Here is a 22,320-nt window from a genome sequence, read left to right on the forward strand (position 1 = left end):
GAAACCGGGGGCGACAGGTCCGGAACGGGCCCGGAACCGGCCGCACCCGGAGTGCAGGATTCCTGCAAGCAACCCGTCCAACCCGTCGGGCATGTCTTCGGCGTGCGCCGCGAAACGACGCGGCCGCCCCGGACGGGTGCACCGGTCCGGGACGAGGAATCGGGGGATCGATTCAATGACTCTGACAATGGCCGAAACGCATCGGCCGCACGTGCCGATGCGTCTGGACGTGGACCGCTGGGCCACCCGGCAGATCCGCCGGAGGGTACTGGCCGTCGTGCATACGGTGACCGCCGGGCAGCGGCTGCTGGACGCGGTACGGCTGCTGGAGGGCGATGCCCGGGTCCAGGTGTTCTTCACCGCGGCCCCCGACGTGTTCAGTCACGGGGTGGACGACTTCCTGGCGGAGCTCGGCGGGCTGGTCCTGCCCTGGCACCAGGTGGTCCAGATGCCCTTCGACCTGGCCCTGTCCGCGGCCCACGGCGGGCTGAACGACCTGCACGCCCCGGTGATCGTGCTGCCGCACGGAGCCGGACACAACAAGCTGGTCCCGGGCGGGCAGCGCGGACGCCCGGTCGCGGAACGCGGGGTGTACGGGCTGAACCGCCAGTGGCTCGTCCAGGACGGCAGGCTGGTGCCCGAGTCGATCGTGCTGGCGCACCACGAGGAACTGACCCGCCTCGGCCGCGAGTGCCCCGAGGCGCTGCCCGCCGCGGAGGTGGTCGGCGACCCCTGCTTCGACCGCATCGCCGCGAGCATGCCCCTGCGGGCGCTCTACCGCGAGGCACTGCACACCAGGGCCCGGCAACGACTGGTGCTCGCCTGCTCCACCTGGGGACCGCGCTCGCTGTTCGGGCAGAGCCCGGAACTCCTGGAACGGCTGGTCACCGAACTGCCCCGGGACGAGCACCGGGTCGCCGTCCTGCTCCACCCCAACATCTGGAACGCCCACGGGGAATGGCAGATCCGCAGCTGGCTGGCGACCCTGGGCAGGATGGGCCTCACCGTGATCAGCCAGCACGCGGACTGGGTCGGCGCCCTCGTCGCCGCCGACTACGTCGTCGGTGACCACGGATCCGTCTCGCTCTACGGATCGATGACCGGCGTACCCGTGCTGATGGCGGGCGCACCGGAGGCGGACGTGGACCCAGGTTCACCGGTGGCCGAACTGGCCTCGCTCGTCCCCAGGCTGCACGGCGACCGCCCGCTCGGCCGCCAGCTCGCCCGTTCCGCCGCGCTCTACCGACGCCAGCGGTACGAGCGGATCGCGGACCGCATCACCTCCGAACCCGGCCGGTTCGCCACCAGGATGCGTGCGCTGATCTACCGCAAGCTCCGGCTGCGCGCCCCCGCGGCGCGGCTCGCCCCGGAACACGCACCGCTGCCGTTCGGCGTGCGGTACGACGAGCGGGGCGGGGGAGTGCGATGACCGAGCTCACCATGGCGCTGTACGAGGACCCCTGGGCCCGGGGGCCGGTACGCCGCACCGAGGTCACCCTGCTGCACCCGGACACCGGCGCCCCGGTCCTGGACGAGCACGTACGCGTCCGGCTGCCCGCCCCGTCCCCGCTGCCGCTGCTCGCCGACGTGCTCGTGGCCCGGGGAGACGGGCCCCGGACCGCGACGGCGCTGGCCGCCCGTCACCCCGGGGCCCTGGTGGTGGCCGTGCACAGCGGCCCCCGGTGCTGGCTGCTCCTCGGCCGGGAAGGCGCCCCAGTGGTGCTGGACGGGGGCCGGCCGGGTACGCCGTGGGCGGTCTGGGCCTCGGTCGCCCACGCCTGGGTGGTGGCCAAGCTGCCCGTCGCGGAGTTCGGCACGACGGCGGTACGGGTCATCGGGAACGCCTGCACTCAGCCGGTGCCGGTCCCCGTGGCGCCGTTCTCCCCGGCCTCCGGTTCCAGCGCTCCCAGCCTGCCCCGCACCTCCCGCGCGTCGGCCGAGTCCGGCCCGCCGACGGCGGAGTACAGGATCAGCGCCTCCCGGTAGCACTGCCGGGCGATCCCGGGCTGCCCGCGCCGTTCGGAGACCAGGCCCAGGCCTCCCAGCGCGCGGGCCGTCTCGTAGCCGGCGGACATGGGCCGGAGCGTGTCCAGCGCCGCCCGCAGACCGGCCTCGGCCCCGTCGAGCCGTCCCAGGCCGAGGTACGCCCGCCCGGCCAGCGCGTCGGCGCGGGCGGTGTTGTACGTGTCACCGGCCTCCCGCAGCACCGCGCGGGCGGCCTCGGCGTCGCGCGCGGCGTCCTCGTACCGCCCGCGCGACAGCGCGACATCCGCGAGGTTGAACCGTGCCAGCGCACCGGCCCTGCGGTCCCCGCACTCCGGCAGTTCGGCGGCCGCCCGGCCGAAGAACTCGGCGGCCCGGTCCGGCTCACCGAGCCGCTGGTGGGCCAGACCCCGGTAGTTGAGCGTCCGGGCGTGCCCGAGCAGGTCCCCGGCGAGCAGGAAGGAATCGGCGGCCCGCTCGAACATCCCCAGCGCCTCTTCCGGGCAGTCCATGTCGAGTTCGCCCAGGCCGCCCGAGGTGAGCATCCGGCACACCGCCTCCGCGTCGCCGCACTCCTCGGCCGCGAGCAGCCCCTCCCGGTGCGCCTCGCGCCACTCCTGGTAGAACTTGCGCCGCAGGAACAGCGGCCACATCGCGTCGGCCAACTGCCAGCCCAACGCCGGGATCCCGGTCGTACGGGCGAGCCGGAGCACCGCCATGAGGTTGGGCAGTTCGTGTTCGAGCCAGTCCAGCGCGGCGTCCGCCGCCCCCGTGCCGTCGCCCCTGCTGCCGTCACCGAAGCCCGCGTCCACGACCGGGCCGGGGCCGAAGTCCCGGGCCATGGTGCGGTGCTGCGGGTCGATGACCTCCTCCGCGCGGGTGGCGTTGGCCAGGTAGTGGTAGCCGATACGGCGCAGCGCCGCGACCCGCTCCTCGGGGGACTCGTCCCGGTCCGCCTGCGCCAGCGCGTGCAGCCGGACCAGGTCGTGGAAGCGGTAACGCTCGGCCCCGGCCGCCTGACCGGCGTCGATGAGCAGGCTCGCGTCGTACAGCACATCGAGCGCGTCGGCGGCGTCCGACCCCAGCACCGCCTCGGCCGCCGGCCCGCCGAACTCCCGCCCGGGATGCAGCCCCAGCAGCCGGTAGAGGCGGGCCGCCGTGGCCGGAAGCCCCTGGTAGGAGAGGTCCAGCGCCGCCCGCACATCGTGGTCGCCGTCGATGGCCAGCGCCTCCAGCCGGTCGCGTTCCTCGGACAGTGCCCGGACCATCGTGGTGATGCCGTGGCGGGGGCGTGCCGCCAGCCGCGCACCGGCGATCCGCACCGCGAGCGGCAGTCCCGCGCACAGGTCCACCAGGGCCCGCGCCTCCTCGGGCTGCTCGGCCACCCGGCCGTCGGCCAGGGTGGAGTCCAGCAGCTCCACCGCCGCCTCCGGCCCGAGCGGTTCCAGATGGATCACATGGCCCCCGTCGACGCTCAGCCCCGGCAGCCGCCGCCGGCTGGTCACCGCGGTCACGCACTGACCCGCCGGTAACAGCGGCCGGACCTGCGCGGCGCTCGCCGCGTCGTCCAGCATGACCACGAGCCGCCGGTCCGCGGTCAACGACCGGTACAGCGCGATCCGTTCGGCGAGGACCGGAGGCACCTGCGGGGTCGGCACGCCCAGGGCCCGCAGGAACCGCCCGACCACCTCGCCCGGGTCCACCGGGCCGCCGGGCGACTGGGCCCCCAGGTCCGCGTACAGCTGACCGCCGGGAAAGTGCGGGCGGATGGTGTGCAGCCAGGCCAGCGCGACCGCGGTCTTGCCGACGCCCCCCAGCCCGCTGACCGCGGCCAGCGTCGGATGCCCCTCCCGGGTGGCACGGGCCCGGTGCCCCTCCAGCGTGCTCACCTCCGCCGAACGGCCGGTGATCCGGACCGAGGGCGGGAGCTGCCAGGGCGGCTTCGGCCCGCGGGCCTCCGGGGCGGCCTCCGTATGGAAGTGGATACCGCCGTACACCTTCCCCGACTGGATCGCGGGACCGTGCACCGTACCGCTCAAGTCGTTGTCACTGCGCTCGTGCCCCAGCACCGGTCCCCCTCCGGACGGCCATCCGGCAATCTCCTGGAGAACATCCTTTCCGCACAGGCGAGCGAAATATCCGGCTCGCCGGGGACCGGACTCTCCCGCATGTCCTGATATCGCCCAGGGTGCCGCCTCATGGATGTGTCGTAGGCATATTCCAGACAGTCCGGGACGGCCCCGGACCCGTGGCGAACGGCCCCGTCCGGACCGGACCGCCGACCGGAAGCGCCGATTGATCACCGCCCGCACCGTTGCGCGCCTATGCTCGCCGGATGGAGCAGAGCGAAGTGGTGAAGCGGGTGGTGGGCATCCTCACGGAGGCGGGCGAGATCCGTCGGCTGCTCGAAGAGAACGTCGACCGCGACGACCTGGAGACCGATCCCAGCGTGGTGACCGTGCTCCTCAACGAGACGATGCCCCGGATCACCGTCCCCGAGGACGCCTCGATCGAGGAGGTCGCGACGCTGGTCGGCCGGGAGGTCGGCGGTGCGGTGGAGCAGCTGGTCGGCGCGTTCACCCTGGCCTTCGCGATGCTGGCCCAGGTGCACGACTCCGGGCAGACGGACGTGACCTCCGCCGACGTGCTCCAGGACCTGGCCCTGCGGGCCGAACAGATCGGCTCCGACGGACCGGACGACGCGGGCGCGTAGCCCGTACGGACGAGCGTCCCCGGGGCGGCCGGCCGTCGGTCCACGGCTCACCGGCACCCGCCCGGGGACGGGCCCGGCCGCACCCCGTCGCCCGTCCCGCCGGCCCTGGCCGTTTTGCGCCCCCTCGCGTCCGCGCGCCGCAGCAGGACCACCGCCGACACCGCCGCGGCCAGCGCGACCAGCGCCGCGACGGCCCCCGCCTCCCCGACCGCCGCCGTGTACTCCCGCCGCCCGGGGGCGCGGAGGCCGACGAACAGCCCGCCGCACACCGCGGTGCCGAGCGCGAGACCCACCTGGCGGGCGGTGTTGGCCACGGCCGCGGCCGTGCCCGCGCGGGACGGGTCGGCGTCCCGCATGGCCGCGGACGGGAGCACCGGCGACACCATGCCCGCACCGGCCCCGGTCAGCAGCAGTGACGGCACGAGCGCCGCCGGCCCGTACGAGACGCCCAGCAGCGCGAAACCCGCACACCCCGCCGCGACGAGCGCGGTGCCGACGCCCAGCGGGATCCACAGCGCCCCGCGCTGGAGCACCGCCCCGCACAGGGCGGAGACGGCGAAGAACACCGCGGGCTGCAGGGCCAGCAGCAGCGAGGTGCCGACCGCGCCCAGGCCCGCACCGTCCTGGAACCACGACGACAGCACCGTCAGCGGCCCGAACGCGGCGAAGTAGTAGCCGAACGCCACCGAGACCACGGCCAGGAACCTGGGATGGCGGAACAGCGCCGGATCGATGACGGGATCCGGCGTACGGCGCTCGTACGCGACGAAGGCGAGCACGGCCACGGCCGCCACGACGGCGGCGAGCCCGGGACCCGCCCCCGCCCCGTGCTCGCCGAACAGGAGCGCCCCGACGACCAGGGCGGCGATGCCCGCGCTCAGCAGGACCGACCCCGGCACGTCCATCCGTCCGGCCCGACGCCCCGGATCACGGGGCAGGAACACGACGGCGAGCACCAGCCCCGCCGCCCCCACCGGCACGGCGAGCAGAAAGATCCACCGCCAGCCCAGGGCCTCGGCGAGCAGCCCACCGCAGACATTGCCGACAGCGGCGGCCAGCCCGGCCACGGCGCCCCAGACGGCGAAGGCCCGGTGCTGCTCCCGCCCCTCGTACGACGCCCTGATCAGCGGCAGCGTGGTCGCGAACATGGCGGCCCCGCCGACCCCCTGCGCCCCCCGGAACACGATGAGTTCCCGCACCCCGGGTGCCAGCCCGCAGGCCAGCGAGGCCACCGTGAAGAGGGCGAACCCGGCGAGGAAGACCCGGCGCCGGCCGAACGCGTCGCCCACCGCCCCGCAGACGACCAGGAGCGCCGCGAGCGCGAGCGTGTAGAGGTCCACGACCCACTGCAGCGCCGCGAAACCGGTGTGCAGATCGGCGGCGATCGCGGGAATGGCCACGGTCACGACCGTGGCGTACGCGAGCAGCAGGAACGTCGCCGTGCAGGCGACGACCAGGGGAGCGAAGCGACGGGGTGCCATGGACTCGGTTCCTCCGGAACGGCCGTTCGTACGCGTCCGGGCACCGGCCGTGCCCGGCGGGCGGCCGGCGAGTTCGGGACCTGCACTCGTCGGCCGCCCGCCCATCCTCGGAACCGACGCCGTGGCACCTGTACGGAGAGCGCGACCACGAAATGTGGAGCGAGTACCCGCGGGGTCAGGAACGGGCCTCCCGGGCACCGCCCGCGGCCCGTGCCACCCGGTACTGCCGGGGCGTTCGCCCGTACTGCTTCTTGAACGCGTGGCAGAAGTTGCTGGGACTGGAGTAGCCGCACCGGAGTGCGACGGCGGCGACGCTGAGATCGGTCTCCACCAGCAGCAGCGAGGCCCGGCGCAGGCAGGCGTTGCGGTGGTGGTGGAAGACGGTGTCGCCGTAGAGCTGCTTGAACCCCTCGTTCAGCCGCTTGGGAGTCATCCCCAGCGCTCGCGCCAGCGACTTCCCGGTGTGCTGCTCGTGGAGGTTCTCCATCAGCAGCTCCGGAACCCTCCGGATCCGCTCGATCTCGTACTCCGCCATCGGCGGCCGGACCTCGCCGCGCGGGGGCTCGGTGCCCGCGACGATCCGGGCGAGGATCTCCATGACCTTCGACTCCAGATACAGCGCCCGGAACCGGACCGGCAGCGCACAGGTGAACAAGTCGGCGAACGCGGCCGCGAGTTCGGGCGGAGCCTGCCGCCCCAGATAGTGCGCGTCGCGCGACTCGGCGGACATCGCCTCGACGCTCTCCTCCCAGGCAGCCGTTCCCAGACTCCCGAAGAAGACGGTGAGCGCCTCCCGGCGGGCCGCGATCGACACCCCCCGATAGCGCTGCCCGGCAGGCCGGACGAGACGCCCCGCCGAAGCCCGCGAGTGCGATATCGACAGCTCGTTCGCCCCGAAGACCGTCGCCCCGGTCGCCTGCTCCTCCAGATGCATCAGCCCGTCGACGCAGTACTCCAGCTCGAAGTAGTCGCCCGCGAGATCGAAGTCGAGGACCAGCTCGTCGTGGAAGGTCAGGTCGTACGACGTGAGCGTGACCCCGTGCAGCAGCTCATGCACGCTGACGCTCCCGACCCCGGTCCCCGGCCGCAGCTCGTACACCCGGACCCCCGCCACGCCACCGCCGCGGCAGGTCCCGATCGCCGCGTAGAAGTCCCGGTACTGCCGTCCGAGATCCGCGTACCCGTGCGCGGACGTGAGCGAGAAGTGCCTGGTCACACCGCCTCCAGAGAAGTGGGCATCGACCCCCTCAGTGAAGTAAGGGTAACCTAAGTTCTCTTGCTGGGGCTGGGCCGGAGCGAGGTGGACGAAGCCGCCCGCGGCTCGCGCACACGGTTGGCGAGCCGCGGGGTCGGCTCGTCCAGGAACAGGAGCAGGGTGACGAGATGCAGGAGGCGGCGTCCCCTGCCGCCATCACATGCCCCGCAGGTTATGGAGCCTTGCTCGCGGGAGGGGGTGTCACGGACGGTTCGATGGTCGACCGGACGTAGATCCGCGTGGTGCCGGGCTTGAACTCGTGGGTGAAGAGGTCGACGCAGCGCTGGAGATACTTGCCTTCCGGGGTCGTGAGTTCATCGGGGCACAGGCTGATCTTTCGCAGCCCTTCGACGAGCGTCTCCGGCTCGGGCAGCCCGAGGTGGCCGAAGGCAGCCGCAGGACGGTAGTCCTTTTCCTCGGGATGGAAGTTCCCGATCATCTTGGTGTCGTTCCGGATGAGCCGGCCGGTGTACGTCGCCGCTTCGTCGCTGGGGAGGGCGAAGGACAACAGGCCGGTGTCGTAGCGCTGCCCGGCCTTGTAACCCGCACGGCGGTCCGATGCCGTCTCCGGAATGCGGATGCCCAGCTGTCCGCTCATCCAGGCAGGCGTGGCTCCGTCCTCCCAGCAGCAGGTCATCTCCTGGTCCGACAGGTCCGACGACACGTCGTCGGCGACGCAGGAGACCACGCCGATCGTGGTGGCGACACAGGCGAGGAGCATCAGAACGACGACGACGACTGCGACCGGCACACGACGGCGGCGCACGGTCTGCTCGTCAGCAGTGATCTTGCTGGAGCTCTTCATCGGTGGACCGCTACCGCCCTTCCTGCTGCTCGCGGCTTGGATCCGTGCGGTCGCCCTCGCGCCCGGGCTCGTCCGGCTGCGGCAGAGGATCGTGGTTCGGGGCGGATGTGCCCAGATCGTAGTGCTTGACGGAACTGCTGCCCGCCATGTCGAATTCCTGGGCGATGCCCGTGGTGTGGAGGCGGGCCATCTGACCGTCCGGGATGCTCATGTCGCCGCCCCCGGGGAGGTCGATGGTCACCCCTTTGTCCTGGCCCCAGTTGTAGCGGTCCCAAGCGTTGGCCTGATAGTCGAGACCGACCTTGGGCTGACCGTCGGCATCCGGCACGACGGTGACCACTCCGGTCACATTCGACCTGGTGGAACCGACCGCGTAGAACCAGTTCTCGTCGACGTCCTTGGTGAAACCGAAGTCCCGGTTACCGGTTTCCACCGGGATCGAGACCGGCTGTCCGCCGTTCCTCTTGAACTCCGCGAGGGCCTGGTCGCGCCACGCGTCCTGGTGCTCCCTGATGTCGTTCTCGATGTGCGTACGGAAGCCTGGTAGCTCTGAGATCAAGCCCGACCCGAGTGCTGTGCGGCAGGGGTGTACGCGCGTCCGCGAAGCCGGGGTACTCCGCCACGGCGGAGTACCCCGGCTTCGCGGGACATGAAAAAGACCCCCTGCTCAGCGTTTCCGCTGGTCAGAAGGTCTTTTTTGGCACTTCTTCCGAAGTGCCCTCGGCAGGATTCGAACCTGCGCACACGGCTCCGGAGGCCGATGCTCTATCCCCTGAGCTACGAGGGCGTATCGCTGTGTTGCTCGGCGACGGGTGAAACACTACCAGCTTCCGCGGGGTGTCCGTGAACAGGTATTTCCCGGCCCGCCGGAGGCGCGGTGCGGGGCCGGGCGGAGGGGGCGTGCGGTGTGATCCGGATGCATCCGGCCACCCCTCGCGCCACCCGTCCGGGGGCGGAAGTGGGTAAAACCCGGACGCAGCCACGGGGTCGCCCCTACTCTCGGAGTGTGTCAGGGGCGTGTGGCCGCGTGCTTGTTGTCGACGACAACAAGGTCATCCGGCAGTTGATCAGGGTCAACCTTGAGCTTGAGGGCTTCGAGGTCGTGACCGCGGCCGATGGTGTCGAGTGTCTTGATCTGGTGCATCGGGTCCGCCCCGATGTGATCACGCTCGATGTCGTCATGCCCAGGCTGGACGGTCTGCAGACCGCCACCAGACTGCGCTCCGATCCCCGGACCAGACAGCTGCCCGTGGCGATCATCAGCGCCTGCACGCCGTACGAGGTGGACAGCGGAGTGGCCGCGGGGGTCGACGCGTTCCTCGCGAAGCCCTTCGAGCCGACCGAGCTGGTGCGGCTCGTGCGGGAGTTGATGGAGCGGAAGGACCAGCCGTCGCTCGACGGCAGACGGAGCGCCGGGACCGCGGAGCGCGCCGCGGGGTGACCGCATGGCGAAACAGGGTCGCGGGGTGCCCCCCTTCCTCCCATACGCTTGTCCTGTGACCCCCGCCGATCTCTCCAGGACCGTGCTGCACGCCGTGCGCCGCGCGGTCGACGAGGACGCCCTGCGCGCCCCCGTCCCCGCGCGTGTGCGGGTGGAACGGACGCGACCCGGCGGGCGTGGGGACTACGCCTGTGCCGTCGCCCTCCAGCTGGCCGGGCCCGCCGCGCTGCCGGCCCGGGACGTGGCCGAGATCCTGCGGGAACGAGTGCTGGGCGCGCCCGGGATCGGGGACGTCGAGGTCACCGGGCCGGGGTTCTTGAACTTCACGCTGGGAGCCGGGGCGCGCGGCCTCGGCGCGGTGGTGCGGAGCGTCGCCGAGCGCGGTGCGGCGTACGGGCACGGGGACGCCCTCGCCGGTACGAAGGTCTCGTTCGGGCCCGTCGAGGAGATCCGCGCCCGGGTCGTCACCGGGACCGTCGAGCGGCTGCTCCGGGCCCAGGGTGCCGAGGTCGGGGAGCGGACGGCGGGCGGCGAGGCGCTGCATGTGCTGCCGGTGCCGGCCGCCGACCGCGATCTCTTCGAGCGGCTCGGGAGCGACGCCGCGCGGTGGTCGCTGCTGCGGGCCGCCCCGCACGACCGGCCCCGGGGCACCGGGAGCGGTGAGCTGCTCGTGCAGCAGGAGAGCAATCCGCTGTTCCGGGTGCGGTACGCGCACGCCCGGATGTGCGCGCTGGGCCGCAACGCCCGGCAGCTCGGGTTCGGCGCGGCCTACGAGGAGAGCGTGGACGCGCCCGTGCTCGGTGCGCTGCTCGCCGACCACCCCGGGGTGCTCGCCGCCGCCGCCCGGCACCGCGAGCCCGACCGGGTCGCCCGGCAGCTGGAAGCCCTCGCGCAGGCCTTCTTCGACTTCCACGACAGCGCCTCGCCGCTGCCCGTCGGTGACGAGAAACCCTCGGCCGCCCACCGTTCCCGGCTCGCTGTTGCCGAAGCCGCCGGGACGGTGCTGGCCGGCGGCCTGTCCCTGCTCGGCATCAGCGCACCCGAAGTCCTCTGAGAGATCCGAGAGAGCAGAGCAACACCATGAGCCGATCCGCACACCCCGCCGGGCCCCGTCACGCCGATGTCATGACGGAGGGGCACTACACCGCCCCGCCCGCCGATCTCAACGCCCTGGACGAGAAGGTCTGGGCCCGCACCGTCACCCGCGACGAGGACGGCAAGGTCACCGTCGGGGGCATCGAAGTGACCCGGCTGGCCGAGGAGTTCGGCACCCCCGCCTACTTCCTCGACGAGGACGACTTCCGGGCCCGCTGCCGCGCCTGGGCCGACGCCTTCGGGCCGGACGCCGACGTGTTCTATGCCGGGAAGGCCTTCCTCTCGCGCGCCGTCGTGCGCTGGCTCCAGGAGGAGGGGCTCAACCTCGACGTCTGCTCCGGCGGCGAACTGACCACCGCGCTGGACGCCGGGATGCCGGCCGAGCGCATCGCCTTCCACGGCAACAACAAGAGCGTCGCGGAGATCGAGCGGGCCGTCGGGGCCGGCGTCGGGCGGATCGTGCTCGACTCCTTCCAGGAGATCGTCCGGGTCGCGCACGTCGCGCAGCGGCTCGGCAAGCGACAGCGCGTACAGATCCGGGTGACCGTCGGCGTCGAGGCGCACACCCACGAGTTCATCGCCACCGCGCACGAGGACCAGAAGTTCGGGATCGCGCTGGCCGGGGGACAGGCCGCCGAGGCGGTGCGCCGGGCGCTCACCCTCGATGGCCTGGAGCTCATCGGCATCCACTCGCACATCGGCTCGCAGATCTTCGACATGGCCGGCTTCGAGGTCTCCGCCCGCCGCGTGGTCCAGCTGCTTGCCGAGGTGCGCGACGAGCACGGGGTGGAGCTGCCCGAGATCGACCTCGGCGGCGGGCTCGGCATCGCGTACACCTCCGAGGACGACCCGCGCGAGCCGCACGAGATCGCCAAGGCGCTCGGCGACATCGTGACCCGCGAGTGCGAGGCCGCCGGGCTCGCCACCCCGCGGATCTCCGTCGAGCCGGGGCGCGCCATCGTCGGCCCGACCGCCTTCACGCTGTACGAGGTCGGCACCATCAAGCCCCTGGAGGGGCTGCGCACGTACGTCAGCGTCGACGGCGGCATGTCGGACAACATCCGCACCGCGCTGTACGACGCCGAGTACACCGTCGCGCTCGCCTCGCGCACCTCCGACGCCGAGCCGATGCTCGTCCGCGTCGTCGGCAAGCACTGCGAGAGCGGCGACATCGTGGTCAAGGACGCGTTCCTGCCGTCCGACCTCGCCCCCGGCGACCTGATCGCCGTGCCCGCCACCGGCGCGTACTGCCGTTCCATGGCGAGCAACTACAACCACGCCCTGCGTCCGCCGGTCGTCGCCGTGCGCGACGGACAGGCTCGTGTCATCGTCAGGCGCGAGACGGAGGAAGATCTCCTGCGTCTCGATGTCGGCTGATGAAATAGATGTCTCAGGATCCGGACGGGTGGCAGAAACTCCCGTCCGGTGAGTGAGACTGGTCCACACATCAGATGTAAAGGAAACGAGGTCGGATGATGCGTACGCGTCCGCTGAAGGTGGCGCTGCTGGGCTGTGGAGTGGTCGGCTCAGAGGTGGCGCGCATCATGACGACGCACGCCGACGACCTCGCCGCGCGCATCGGCGCACCGGTCGAGCTCGCCGGTGTCGCCGTGCGCCGGCCCTCCAAGGTGCGCGAGGGCATCGACCCCGCACTGATCACCACCGATGCGACGGCCCTGGTCAAACGGGGCGACATCGACGTCGTCATCGAGGTCATCGGCGGCATCGAGCCCGCCCGCACGCTCATCACCACCGCCTTCGAGCACGGCGCGAGCGTCGTCTCCGCCAACAAGGCGCTGCTGGCCGAGGACGGCGCCGCGCTGCACGCCGCCGCCGAGCAGCACGGCCGGGACCTCTACTACGAGGCCGCCGTGGCCGGTGCCATCCCGCTCGTACGGCCGCTGCGCGAGTCGCTCGCCGGTGACAAGGTCAACCGGGTCCTCGGCATCGTGAACGGCACGACCAACTTCATCCTCGACAAGATGGACACGAGCGGAGCCGGGTACTCCGAGGCGCTCGACGAGGCCACCGCCCTCGGATACGCCGAGGCCGACCCGACCGCCGACGTGGAGGGCTTCGACGCCGCCGCCAAGGCCGCGATCCTCGCCGGCATCGCCTTCCACACCCGGGTGCGGATCGGCGACGTGCACCGCGAGGGCATCACCGAGGTCACCGCCGCCGACATCGCCTCCGCCCGGCGCATGGGCTGCACCGTCAAGCTCCTCGCCATCTGCGAGCGCGCCGCCGACGGGCAGTCGGTCACTGCCCGGGTCCACCCCGCGATGATCCCGCTGAGCCACCCCCTGGCCTCCGTCCGCGAGGCGTACAACGCGGTCTTCGTCGAGGCGGAGGCCGCCGGGCAGCTCATGTTCTACGGCCCCGGCGCCGGTGGCTCGCCGACCGCCTCCGCGGTCCTCGGCGACCTGGTCGCGGTCTGCCGCAACAAGCTCAACGAGGCCACCGGCCCCGGTGAGTCCGCGTACACGCGCCTGCCGGTCAGCCCCATGGGCGACGTGGTCACGCGGTACCACATCAGTCTCGACGTGGCCGACAAGCCTGGCGTGCTCGCCCAGGTCGCGACGGTCTTCGCCGAAAAGGGCGTATCGATCGATACGGTCCGCCAGCAGGGCAAGGACGGAGAGGCCTCTCTCGTCGTTGTCACCCACCGCGCGTCCGACGCCGCCCTCTCGGCGACCGTCGAGGCGCTGCGCAAGCTCGACACCGTGCGCGGTGTCGCCAGCATCATGCGTGTTGAAGGGGAGTAAGGACCCATGACCAGCAAGGGCACCCACCAGTGGCGCGGCATCATCGAGGAGTACCGGGACCGCCTCCCGGTCACGAGCACGACGCCGGTCGTCACGCTTCGTGAGGGCGGTACGCCGCTCGTACCCGCCCAGGTCCTCTCCGAGCGCACGGGCTGCGAGGTCCACCTCAAGGTCGAAGGCGCCAACCCCACCGGTTCCTTCAAGGACCGCGGCATGACGATGGCCATCACCCGGGCCAAGGAGGAGGGCGCGAAGGCGGTCATCTGCGCCTCCACCGGCAACACCTCCGCCTCCGCCGCCGCGTACGCGGTGCGGGCCGGCATGGTCTGCGCCGTCCTCGTGCCGCAGGGCAAGATCGCGCTCGGCAAGATGGGCCAGGCGCTGGTGCACGGCGCCAGGATCCTCCAGGTCGACGGCAACTTCGACGACTGCCTGACGCTGGCCCGCTCGCTCTCGGACAACTACCCGGTGGCGCTGGTCAATTCGGTCAACCCGGTCCGCATCGAGGGCCAGAAGACCGCCGCGTTCGAGATCGTCGACGCGCTCGGCGACGCCCCGGACATCCACGTCCTCCCGGTCGGCAACGCGGGCAACATCACCGCGTACTGGAAGGGATACAAGGAGTACGCGGGCGACGGCCTCGCCACGCACACCCCGCGCATGTGGGGCTTCCAGGCCTCCGGCTCCGCGCCCATCGTGCGCGGCGAGATCGTCAAGGACCCGTCGACCGTCGCCACCGCGATCCGGATCGGCAACCCGGCCTCCTGGCAGTACGCGCTGGACGCCCGGGACGAATCGGGCGGTTTCATCGATGAGGTGACGGACCGACAGATTCTGTCCGCCTACCGGCTGTTGGCCTCCCAGGAGGGCGTCTTCGTCGAGCCCGCCTCGGCCGCCTCCGTCGCCGGCCTGCTGAAGGCCGCCGAGGAGGGCAAGGTCGACCGCGGCCAGAAGATCGTCTGCACGGTCACCGGCAACGGCCTCAAGGACCCCGACTGGGCCGTCGCGGGCGCCCCGCAGCCGGTCACGGTCCCGGTCGACGCGGCCACCGCCGCCGAGAAGCTGGGCCTGGTCTAGAACCTGCCCCGGGCCCGCCCCCGGACTGCCCCGGCCCGTCGGCCGTGCCCGACGGGCCGGGCAAGAACCCAGCTCAACCGCCCCTTTTCGGGGCGGAGAGCGCATAGGAGGCGTGCGACACGCATCGTGCGCCTCCTGTGCGCCCTATGTCGCCACAGAACCTTCCTTCGATAAGCTGTACCCAACCCGCCCCGCCGCATCTGCCGCGGTGCATGGGCCGTTGTGGCCGTCGGGTTCCCCGGAATTCCACTCCCCGCCGCGCCACGACCTCCCGCCACCACGAAACCGCTTCACCACCCCCGCTGCCTCACAAGGAGAGTCCTCCAACCGATGGCCGGTCCCGCTTTCCGAGCCGCCGCCGTCCGGGTGCGCGTCCCCGCGACCAGCGCCAACCTGGGCCCGGGTTTCGACGCCTTCGGCCTGTCGCTGGGGCTGTACGACGACGTCGTCGTCCGCGTCGCCGATTCCGGACTGCACATCGATATCGCGGGTGAGGGTGCGGACACGCTGCCCCGCGACGAGCGCCACCTCCTCGTACGTTCCCTGCGCACGGCCTTCGACCTGCTCGGCGGGCAGCCCCGCGGCCTGGAGATCGTCTGCGCCAACCGCATCCCGCACGGCCGCGGCCTCGGCTCCTCCTCGGCCGCCATCTGCGCCGGGATCGTCGCCGCCCGCGCCGTGACGACCGGCGGCGACGCCCGGCTCGACGAGGCGGCGCTGCTGGAGCTCGCCACCGAGATCGAGGGCCACCCCGACAACGTCGCGGCGTGCCTGCTCGGCGGTTTCACCCTCGCGTGGATGGACGGCGCAGCGGCGCGCGCGATCAGGATGGATCCCGCAGAATCCATCGTTCCGGTGGTTTTCGTACCCGGCAAGCCGGTCCTCACCGAGACCGCCCGCGGACTGCTCCCGCGCACGGTCCCGCACGTCGACGCCGCCTTCAACGCCGGCCGCGCCGCGCTCCTCGTCGAGGCCCTGACCAGACGGCCCGAGCTGCTGCTCACCGCCACCGAGGACCGGCTCCACCAGGAGTACCGCGCCCCGGCGATGCCCGAGAGCGTGGAACTCGTCAACCGACTGCGCGCGGACGGCGTCCCCGCGGTCATCTCCGGTGCCGGGCCGACCGTGCTCGCACTGGCCGAGGACGGTGCGGCCGACAAGGTCGCACAGCTGGCGGGCGAGGGGTGGGCGGCCAATCGCCTCGCTCTCGACGCCCCGGGCGCGAGTGTGCTGCCGCTCGCCCCGTAGCCGAGAAGTGATTGCCGGTGAGTGAGAGGGGGAATGTTTGTTGGAGCCGGTAGTGTTAACCTCAAGTCTGCAACCGACGTCTATGTGGCGCGTTGCTTCGTGTCCCTTTCCGGGACCACCAATTCTTCCGGGAGCCTCCCCAACTGCCTGAGCAGCCTGCCTGAGCAGTTTCGTGCACGCTCCGGAACCGGCACGACACCCCTCGCTTGTCCAGGAGTGGGCCGAGCAGGGGGATGCTCGCGCCGGGCCCATGCACACCTTCATCTCTCCGCCGTACCCGGCGGACCACCGCCCCGGCACGGTCCGCAAGAAAAAGACCGCAGTCGGACAGCACAACCGGTCGCCGAGCCAGAAGGCCGACGTCCGCTCCAGGGAAGGACCCTTCGTGAGCGACACCACCGATCTGATGGGCGTGACTGCCGACAAGAGCGTCGACAGCGCCGCGCCCGCCGAAGGTGCTGCCACTGGCACCACCGCACGGCGCCGCCGCTCCGGCACCGGCCTTGACGGCATGGTCCTGGCCGAGCTGCAGCAGGTCGCGTCCGGCCTCGGCATCAAGGGCACTGCGCGGATGCGCAAGGGCCAGCTGATCGAGGTCATCAAGGAGGCGCAGGCCGGTAGCTCCGCCGCGCCCAAGGCCGCCGCGCCCGCCGCGGCGTCCGAGACCAAGCCGAAGCGCCGTGCCACCTCCAAGGCGCGCACCGGGGACGAGTCCGCCGCCGAGGCGCCCGCCGAGAAGGCCGCGGCCCAGCAGCAGATCGACATCCCCGGCCAGCCGGCCAGCGACGACCAGCCCGCGGGCGAGCGCCGTCGGCGCCGTGCGACCGCGCAGGCGGGCAGCCCGGAGACCAAGGCGGACACCAAGCCCGCCGAGGCCAAGGCGGACACGCAGGCCGAGCCCAAGGGCGACGACCGTGCCGAGGCCAAGGCCGAGGCCGCCGCCGACACGGCCGAGGGCCGCCGGGGCGACCGCCAGGACCGCGGTCAGCGCGGCGACCGGGGCGACCGTCAGGAGCGTGGCGAGCGCGGGGAGCGCCGCGACCGTCAGCGCGACCGCCGGGGCAAGGGCGACGAGCAGGGCGGTGGCCAGGGCCAGCAGGGCGGCCAGCGCCAGCAGCGTCAGGGCCAGGGCCAGCAGCAGGGCGGCGGCCCGCAGGACGACGGGTACGACGACGAGGCCGGTGGCCGTCGCGGCCGTCGGGGCCGCTACCGCGACCGCCGTGGCCGCCGCGGCCGCGAGGACTTCGCCAGCGAGGTCCCCGTCTCCGACGACGACGTCCTGATCCCCGTCGCGGGCATCCTGGACATCCTGGACAACTACGCGTTCATCCGGACCTCCGGCTACCTGCCGGGCCCGAACGACGTGTACGTCTCGCTCGCCCAGGTCCGCAAGAACGGCCTGCGCAAGGGTGACCACGTCACCGGTGCGGTCCGCCAGCCCAAGGACGGCGAGCGCCGGGAGAAGTTCAACGCCCTGGTCCGCCTCGACTCGGTGAACGGCATGGCGCCCGAAACCGGCCGTGGCCGCCCGGAGTTCCAGAAGCTGACCCCGCTCTACCCGCAGGACCGGCTCCGTCTGGAGACCGACTCCAATGTCCTGACGACGCGGATCATCGACCTGGTCGCCCCCATCGGCAAGGGCCAGCGCGGGCTGATCGTGGCCCCGCCGAAGACCGGCAAGACCATGATCCTGCAGGCGATCGCCAACGCGATCACTGTCAACAGCCCCGAGTGCCACCTGATGGTCGTCCTGGTCGACGAGCGTCCGGAAGAGGTCACCGACATGCAGCGGTCGGTGAAGGGCGAGGTCATCTCCTCGACCTTCGACCGCCCCGCCGAGGACCACACCACCGTCGCCGAGCTGGCCATCGAGCGCGCCAAGCGTCTCGTCGAGCTGGGTCACGACGTGGTCGTCCTGCTGGACTCCATCACCCGTCTGGGACGCGCGTACAACCTCGCGGCCCCCGCCTCCGGCCGCATCCTGTCCGGTGGTGTCGACTCGACCGCGCTGTACCCGCCGAAGCGCTTCTTCGGTGCCGCGCGCAACATCGAGGACGGCGGTTCGCTGACCATCCTGGCCACCGCGCTCGTCGAGACCGGCTCGCGCATGGACGAGGTGATCTTCGAGGAGTTCAAGGGCACCGGCAACATGGAGCTCAAGCTCGACCGGAAGCTCTCGGACAAGCGCATCTTCCCGGCGGTGGACGTCGACGCGTCCAGCACCCGCAAGGAGGAAATCCTCCTGGGCAGCGAGGAGTTGGCGATCGTCTGGAAGCTGCGCCGGGTGCTGCACGCGCTCGACCAGCAGCAGGCGATCGAGCTCCTCCTGGACCGGATGAAGAAGACCCAGTCCAACGCGGAGTTCCTGCTCCAGATCCAGAAGACGACGCCGGCCCCGGGCAACGGCAACGACTGACGTCGCCCCGGACCGGCCGAACCACAGGGCCGCCCCCGTCACTTCGGTGACGGGGGCGGCCCTGTGTCATGGGCGGCGCCAACGTGCCCCGGCACCCGTGGCCGTTTCGAGACCTTTGCCACATGCCGGGCGTGCCGCGGACGCCGTGGTGATGGCTGTAGCGGGCAAGAAACCGCAGGTGAGCGCGGGGTCACCGGCTGTTGGGCCGGGTTGTTGTCCGTTTCGTCCCTCACGCGGAAGCAACAGGTGGCTGTGCAACCCTTCTTCGTGCCACGGCGTCGTAGGCGGTACCGACATGTCGACGTTGCAATGTCCGAACACCGCTGCTTGGGGGCCGGACAGGACCGAGCCGGGAAAGCTGACGACCGAAGGAGACCCATGACCGAGCAGAACGGGAGCGGGGGCCGAATACGCCCCACCGGCAAGCGCCGGAAGAAACCCTCCCGTCGCCGCAGGGCGACCGTGATCGCCGCCTGGACCCTGGCCGGCGCGGTCGTCGTCGGTGGTGCCGGACTGGGATACGCCTACTTCAAGCTCAACGGCAATCTCAAGGCCGTCGACATCAACGCGGCGCTCGGCAAGGACCGCCCCGACAACATCGACAACGGCTCGCAGGACATCCTCGTGCTCGGCTCGGACTCCCGGTCCGGCGCGAACTCCGAGTACGGCGCCGACGAGGGCACGGCCCGCTCCGACACCGCGATGGTCGTGCACATCAACAAGGGCCACAAGACGGCCTCCGTCGTCTCCATCCCGCGCGACACCCTCGTCACCCGCCCCGACTGCGCCAGTGACACCGACGGGCAGACCGTCGCGGGCCAGCAGCGCGCGATGTTCAACACGGCGTACGAGGTCGGCGGACCGGCCTGCGCGGTCAAGACCGTCGAAGCCATGTCGGGCATCCGCATGGACCACTACCTCGAAGTCGACTTCACCGGATTCAAGAAGCTCATCGACGAGCTGGGCGGCGTCGAGATCACCACCACCGCGGCGATCGACGACCCCAAGAGCCATCTCAAGCTCGAACCCGGCACCCACACCCTGGACGGCGAGCAGTCGCTGGGCCTGGTCCGTACCCGCAAGAGCGTCGGCGACGGCAGCGACCTCGGCCGCATCCAGCTCCAGCAGGCGTTCATCAAGGCGCTGATGGAACAGGTCAAGACCGTCGGGGTGTTCTCGAACCCGAAGACCCTGTACGACCTCGCGGACACGGCCACCAAGACCGTCACCACCGACTCCGACCTCGGCTCGGTCACCGAGCTCACCTCCTTCGCCAACGGCCTCAAGGGGCTCGGTTCGAAGGACGTCCACATGGTCACCCTGCCCGTCGAGTACGACCCGGCCGACCCGAACCGAGTCGTACCGCTGGAGGAGTCCGCGCGGCAGGTCTGGTCCGCGCTCGCGCACGACCAGGCCATCCCCGCCTCCGCCACCGAGAAGTCGGCGGGCGACAAGGGCACCGCCGGCAGCGTCGTGCGGTGAGCGGACGGTGGCCGGGCGGTGAGCGGACGGGCCGGGAATAGTTGCGGCCCGCCCCCGGTTTTGGGAGATACGGCCGGTCCTGGCAGACTGGTACGTCGGCCCCGGTTCACGGACGTGCAATCCGCGCGTACGACCCGGCGCCCTCCCGAACCTAGGAGAAACCCTTGAAGCGCGACATCCACCCCGAGTACGTCGAGACGCAGGTCAGCTGCACCTGTGGCGCGTCGTTCACGACCCGGAGCACCATCGACAACGGCACCATCCGTGCCGACGTCTGCTCCGAGTGCCACCCGTTCTACACGGGCAAGCAGAAGATCCTCGACACCGGTGGCCGCGTGGCCCGCTTCGAGGCCCGCTTCGGCAAGGCTGCCGGCTCCGCCAGCAAGTAGCGAGCCACTGCGCCGGTTCTCGGCGCCCTCTTGCGGGGGCGTCGGGGCCGGCGTTTTTTCCGGCCGGGGGTACGCGGCCCCGTTCCGTACCCCCGCCCGGCCGGCATCACGCCGTCCAGCAGGCACGCACGAGTGAAGGAACCAGGAGCCCGAAGATGTTCGAGGCGGTCGAGGAACTGATCGGCGAGCAGACCGATCTGGAGAAGCAGCTCGCGGACCCGGCGGTCCACGCGGACCAGGCGAACGCGCGCAAGCTCAACAAGCGCTACGCCGAGCTGGCCCCGATCGTCGCGACGTACCGCTCCTGGAAGCAGGCCGGCGACGACATCGAGACGGCCCGCGAGTTCGCCGCCGACGACCCGGACTTCGCCGCCGAGGTCAAGGACCTGGAGAAGCAGCGCGAGGAGCTCACCGAGAAGCTCCGCCTGCTCCTGGTCCCGCGCGATCCCAGCGACGACAAGGACGTGCTCCTGGAGATCAAGGCCGGCGCGGGCGGCGACGAGTCCGCCCTGTTCGCCGGGGATCTGCTGCGCATGTACCTGCGCTACGCCGAGCGCGTCGGCTGGAAGACCGAGATCATCGACTCCACCGAGTCCGAGCTCGGCGGCTACAAGGACGTCCAGGTCGCCGTGAAGACCAAGGGCGGCAACGGCGCCACCGAGCCCGGCCAGGGCGTGTGGGCCCGGCTGAAGTACGAGGGCGGCGTGCACCGCGTGCAGCGCGTCCCGTCCACCGAGTCGCAGGGCCGCATCCACACCTCCGCCGCCGGTGTGCTCGTCACGCCCGAGGCCGAGGAGGTCGACGTCGAGATCCACGCCAACGACCTCCGCATCGACGTCTACCGCTCCTCGGGCCCCGGCGGCCAGTCCGTCAACACCACGGACTCCGCCGTCCGCATCACCCATCTGCCGACCGGCGTCGTCGCCTCCTGCCAGAACGAGAAGAGCCAGCTCCAGAACAAGGAGCAGGCCATGCGCATCCTGCGCTCGCGCCTGCTCGCCGCCGCTCAGGAAGCCGCCGAGCAGGAGGCTTCGGACGTACGGCGCAGCCAGGTGCGTACGGTCGACCGTTCCGAGAAGATCCGTACGTACAACTTCCCGGAAAACCGGATCTCGGACCACCGGGTCGGCTTCAAGGCGTACAACTTGGACCAGGTGCTCGACGGCGACCTGGATTCCGTGATCCAGGCGTGTGTCGACGCCGACTCCGCCGCGAAGCTCGCCGCCGCTTAAGCAAAGCCCGCCCAGCCCGTAAACCGTACGGAGAACCGCGATGAACCTGCTGCTCGCCGAGGTGGCCCAGGCCACCCAGCGGCTGGCCGACGCCGGTGTGCCCTCGCCGCGATTCGACGCGGAGGAACTCGCCGCGTTCGTCCACGGCGTCAAGCGGGGCGAGCTGCACCGGGTGCCGGACGCGGACTTCGACGCCCGCTACTGGGAGGCCATCGCCCGCCGCGAGGCCCGCGAACCGCTCCAGCACATTACCGGCCGCGCCTTCTTCCGCTACCTGGAGCTCCAGGTCGGACCCGGGGTCTTCGTCCCCCGCCCGGAGACCGAATCGGTCGTCGGCTGGGCGATAGACGCGGTGCGCGCGATGGACGTCGTCGAGCCGACCGTCGTCGACCTGTGCAGCGGATCGGGCGCCATCGCCCTGGCCATGGCCCAGGAGGTGCCGCGCTCGCGGGTGCACGCGGTCGAGCTCTCCGACGACGCCATCGAGTGGACGAGGAAGAACGCCGACGGATCCCGGGTCACCGTCCACCAGGGAGACGCGCTGACCGCCCTCCCCGAGCTGGACGGCCAGGTCGACCTGGTCATCTCCAACCCGCCGTACATCCCGCTCACCGAATGGGAGTACGTGGCGCCCGAGGCCCGCGACCACGACCCGGAGATGGCCCTCTTCTCCGGCGAGGACGGCCTCGACACCATCCGCGGCATCGAGCGCACCGCACACCGCCTGCTGCGCCCCGGCGGCCTCGTCGTCATCGAGCACGCCGACACCCAGGGCGGCCAGGTGCCGTGGATCTTCACCGAGGAGCGCGGCTGGGCGGACGCGGCCGACCACCCGGACCTGAACAACCGGCCCCGCTTCGCCACGGCCCGCAAGGCCATGCCGTGACCCGCGGCCACCACCCGCACGACCCGTACCCGCGACACCCGTACACGCTTGA

18 protein-coding genes and 1 tRNA gene are annotated in these 22,320 nt (G+C 71.6%); 13 read left to right on the forward strand and 6 right to left on the reverse strand.

Annotated elements, in window-relative coordinates; all coding sequences use genetic code 11:
• Positions 1 to 175: 175 nt before the first annotated feature.
• Positions 176 to 1,429, forward strand: a complete 1,254-nt coding sequence (locus ACFYY1_RS10265) for a hypothetical protein (RefSeq protein WP_388583086.1) — start codon at positions 176 to 178, stop codon at positions 1,427 to 1,429.
• A 421-nt stretch (positions 1,430 to 1,850) separates the two neighbouring features.
• On the opposite strand, the gene ACFYY1_RS10270 is transcribed toward ACFYY1_RS10265, so the two are convergent.
• On the reverse strand, positions 1,851 to 4,052 hold the full coding sequence (locus ACFYY1_RS10270) for an ATP-binding protein (protein ID WP_388583088.1): 2,202 nt from the start codon (positions 4,050 to 4,052) through the stop codon (positions 1,851 to 1,853).
• A 266-nt stretch (positions 4,053 to 4,318) separates the two neighbouring features.
• On the opposite strand from ACFYY1_RS10270, the gene ACFYY1_RS10275 reads away from it, so the two are divergent.
• Positions 4,319 to 4,696 carry a hypothetical protein gene (locus tag ACFYY1_RS10275; protein WP_351260820.1) on the forward strand — a complete coding sequence of 126 codons (378 nt, stop codon included), beginning with the start codon at positions 4,319 to 4,321 and terminating at the stop codon, positions 4,694 to 4,696.
• Positions 4,697 to 4,743: 47 nt separating this feature from the next.
• Here ACFYY1_RS10275 and ACFYY1_RS10280 read toward each other — a convergent pair whose 3' ends face one another.
• From ACFYY1_RS10280 to ACFYY1_RS10300, 5 genes are all read right to left on the reverse strand, one after another.
• Positions 4,744 to 6,177, reverse strand: a complete 1,434-nt coding sequence (locus tag ACFYY1_RS10280) for an MFS transporter (RefSeq protein ID WP_388583090.1) — start codon at positions 6,175 to 6,177, stop codon at positions 4,744 to 4,746.
• Between the two features lie 175 nt (positions 6,178 to 6,352).
• Positions 6,353 to 7,393, reverse strand: coding sequence for a helix-turn-helix domain-containing protein (locus ACFYY1_RS10285; protein WP_388583092.1), 1,041 nt, complete (start codon positions 7,391 to 7,393; stop codon positions 6,353 to 6,355).
• 211 nt (positions 7,394 to 7,604) lie between these two features.
• Positions 7,605 to 8,237: a hypothetical protein gene (locus ACFYY1_RS10290; RefSeq protein WP_388583094.1), complete on the reverse strand. Its 633-nt coding sequence runs from the start codon at positions 8,235 to 8,237 to the stop codon at positions 7,605 to 7,607.
• Between the two features lie 10 nt (positions 8,238 to 8,247).
• Positions 8,248 to 8,796: a hypothetical protein gene (locus ACFYY1_RS10295; protein WP_388583096.1), complete on the reverse strand. Its 549-nt coding sequence runs from the start codon at positions 8,794 to 8,796 to the stop codon at positions 8,248 to 8,250.
• Between the two features lie 156 nt (positions 8,797 to 8,952).
• Positions 8,953 to 9,024: transfer RNA gene (locus tag ACFYY1_RS10300), tRNA-Arg, on the reverse strand.
• A gap of 240 nt (positions 9,025 to 9,264) precedes the next feature.
• On the opposite strand from ACFYY1_RS10300, the gene ACFYY1_RS10305 reads away from it, so the two are divergent.
• From ACFYY1_RS10305 to prmC, 11 genes are all read left to right on the forward strand, one after another.
• Positions 9,265 to 9,678: a response regulator gene (locus tag ACFYY1_RS10305; protein ID WP_388583097.1), complete on the forward strand. Its 414-nt coding sequence runs from the start codon at positions 9,265 to 9,267 to the stop codon at positions 9,676 to 9,678.
• A gap of 55 nt (positions 9,679 to 9,733) precedes the next feature.
• Positions 9,734 to 10,732 (forward strand): ArgS-related anticodon-binding protein NrtL, encoded by a 999-nt coding sequence (gene nrtL, locus ACFYY1_RS10310; protein WP_388583099.1) that lies wholly within the window; start codon positions 9,734 to 9,736, stop codon positions 10,730 to 10,732.
• Positions 10,733 to 10,758: 26 nt separating this feature from the next.
• Positions 10,759 to 12,150 (forward strand): diaminopimelate decarboxylase, encoded by a 1,392-nt coding sequence (gene lysA / locus ACFYY1_RS10315; protein ID WP_388583101.1) that lies wholly within the window; start codon positions 10,759 to 10,761, stop codon positions 12,148 to 12,150.
• Positions 12,151 to 12,245: 95 nt separating this feature from the next.
• Positions 12,246 to 13,538 carry a homoserine dehydrogenase gene (locus ACFYY1_RS10320; protein WP_259931918.1) on the forward strand — a complete coding sequence of 431 codons (1,293 nt, stop codon included), beginning with the start codon at positions 12,246 to 12,248 and terminating at the stop codon, positions 13,536 to 13,538.
• 6 nt (positions 13,539 to 13,544) lie between these two features.
• The gene (gene thrC, locus ACFYY1_RS10325; RefSeq protein WP_266729683.1) at positions 13,545 to 14,615 is read left to right on the forward strand and encodes a threonine synthase; all 1,071 of its coding nucleotides are present in this window, start codon (positions 13,545 to 13,547) and stop codon (positions 14,613 to 14,615) included.
• Between the two features lie 330 nt (positions 14,616 to 14,945).
• Positions 14,946 to 15,863, forward strand: coding sequence for a homoserine kinase (gene thrB, locus ACFYY1_RS10330; protein ID WP_388583103.1), 918 nt, complete (start codon positions 14,946 to 14,948; stop codon positions 15,861 to 15,863).
• A gap of 385 nt (positions 15,864 to 16,248) precedes the next feature.
• Positions 16,249 to 18,279, forward strand: a complete 2,031-nt coding sequence (rho, locus tag ACFYY1_RS10335; RefSeq protein WP_388583105.1) for a transcription termination factor Rho — start codon at positions 16,249 to 16,251, stop codon at positions 18,277 to 18,279.
• A gap of 378 nt (positions 18,280 to 18,657) precedes the next feature.
• Positions 18,658 to 19,761: an LCP family protein gene (locus ACFYY1_RS10340; RefSeq protein ID WP_388583107.1), complete on the forward strand. Its 1,104-nt coding sequence runs from the start codon at positions 18,658 to 18,660 to the stop codon at positions 19,759 to 19,761.
• Positions 19,762 to 19,925: 164 nt separating this feature from the next.
• Positions 19,926 to 20,150 carry a 50S ribosomal protein L31 gene (rpmE, locus tag ACFYY1_RS10345; RefSeq protein WP_003966263.1) on the forward strand — a complete coding sequence of 75 codons (225 nt, stop codon included), beginning with the start codon at positions 19,926 to 19,928 and terminating at the stop codon, positions 20,148 to 20,150.
• Between the two features lie 155 nt (positions 20,151 to 20,305).
• Positions 20,306 to 21,382, forward strand: coding sequence for a peptide chain release factor 1 (gene prfA, locus ACFYY1_RS10350; RefSeq protein WP_388583109.1), 1,077 nt, complete (start codon positions 20,306 to 20,308; stop codon positions 21,380 to 21,382).
• A 40-nt stretch (positions 21,383 to 21,422) separates the two neighbouring features.
• Positions 21,423 to 22,268: a peptide chain release factor N(5)-glutamine methyltransferase gene (prmC, locus tag ACFYY1_RS10355; RefSeq protein WP_326767849.1), complete on the forward strand. Its 846-nt coding sequence runs from the start codon at positions 21,423 to 21,425 to the stop codon at positions 22,266 to 22,268.
• Positions 22,269 to 22,320: the final 52 nt, after the last annotated feature.

Origin of the sequence: Streptomyces sp. NPDC001890 (genome assembly GCF_042891445.1) — a bacterium.
GTDB lineage: Bacteria > Actinomycetota > Actinomycetes > Streptomycetales > Streptomycetaceae > Streptomyces.

What these genes read in the sequence shown, in the direction of transcription:
- ACFYY1_RS10265 (WP_388583086.1), top strand. Translation starts at nt 176, where the DNA reads ATGACTCTGACAATGGCCGAAACGCATCGGCCGCACGTGCCGATGCGT.
- ACFYY1_RS10275 (WP_351260820.1), top strand. Translation starts at nt 4,319, where the DNA reads ATGGAGCAGAGCGAAGTGGTGAAGCGGGTGGTGGGCATCCTCACGGAG.
- ACFYY1_RS10280 (WP_388583090.1), bottom strand. Translation starts at nt 6,177, where the DNA reads ATGGCACCCCGTCGCTTCGCTCCCCTGGTCGTCGCCTGCACGGCGACG.
- ACFYY1_RS10290 (WP_388583094.1), bottom strand. Translation starts at nt 8,237, where the DNA reads ATGAAGAGCTCCAGCAAGATCACTGCTGACGAGCAGACCGTGCGCCGC.
- lysA (WP_388583101.1), top strand. Translation starts at nt 10,759, where the DNA reads ATGAGCCGATCCGCACACCCCGCCGGGCCCCGTCACGCCGATGTCATG.
- ACFYY1_RS10320 (WP_259931918.1), top strand. Translation starts at nt 12,246, where the DNA reads ATGATGCGTACGCGTCCGCTGAAGGTGGCGCTGCTGGGCTGTGGAGTG.
- thrC (WP_266729683.1), top strand. Translation starts at nt 13,545, where the DNA reads ATGACCAGCAAGGGCACCCACCAGTGGCGCGGCATCATCGAGGAGTAC.
- thrB (WP_388583103.1), top strand. Translation starts at nt 14,946, where the DNA reads ATGGCCGGTCCCGCTTTCCGAGCCGCCGCCGTCCGGGTGCGCGTCCCC.
- ACFYY1_RS10340 (WP_388583107.1), top strand. Translation starts at nt 18,658, where the DNA reads ATGACCGAGCAGAACGGGAGCGGGGGCCGAATACGCCCCACCGGCAAG.
- prfA (WP_388583109.1), top strand. Translation starts at nt 20,306, where the DNA reads ATGTTCGAGGCGGTCGAGGAACTGATCGGCGAGCAGACCGATCTGGAG.
- prmC (WP_326767849.1), top strand. Translation starts at nt 21,423, where the DNA reads ATGAACCTGCTGCTCGCCGAGGTGGCCCAGGCCACCCAGCGGCTGGCC.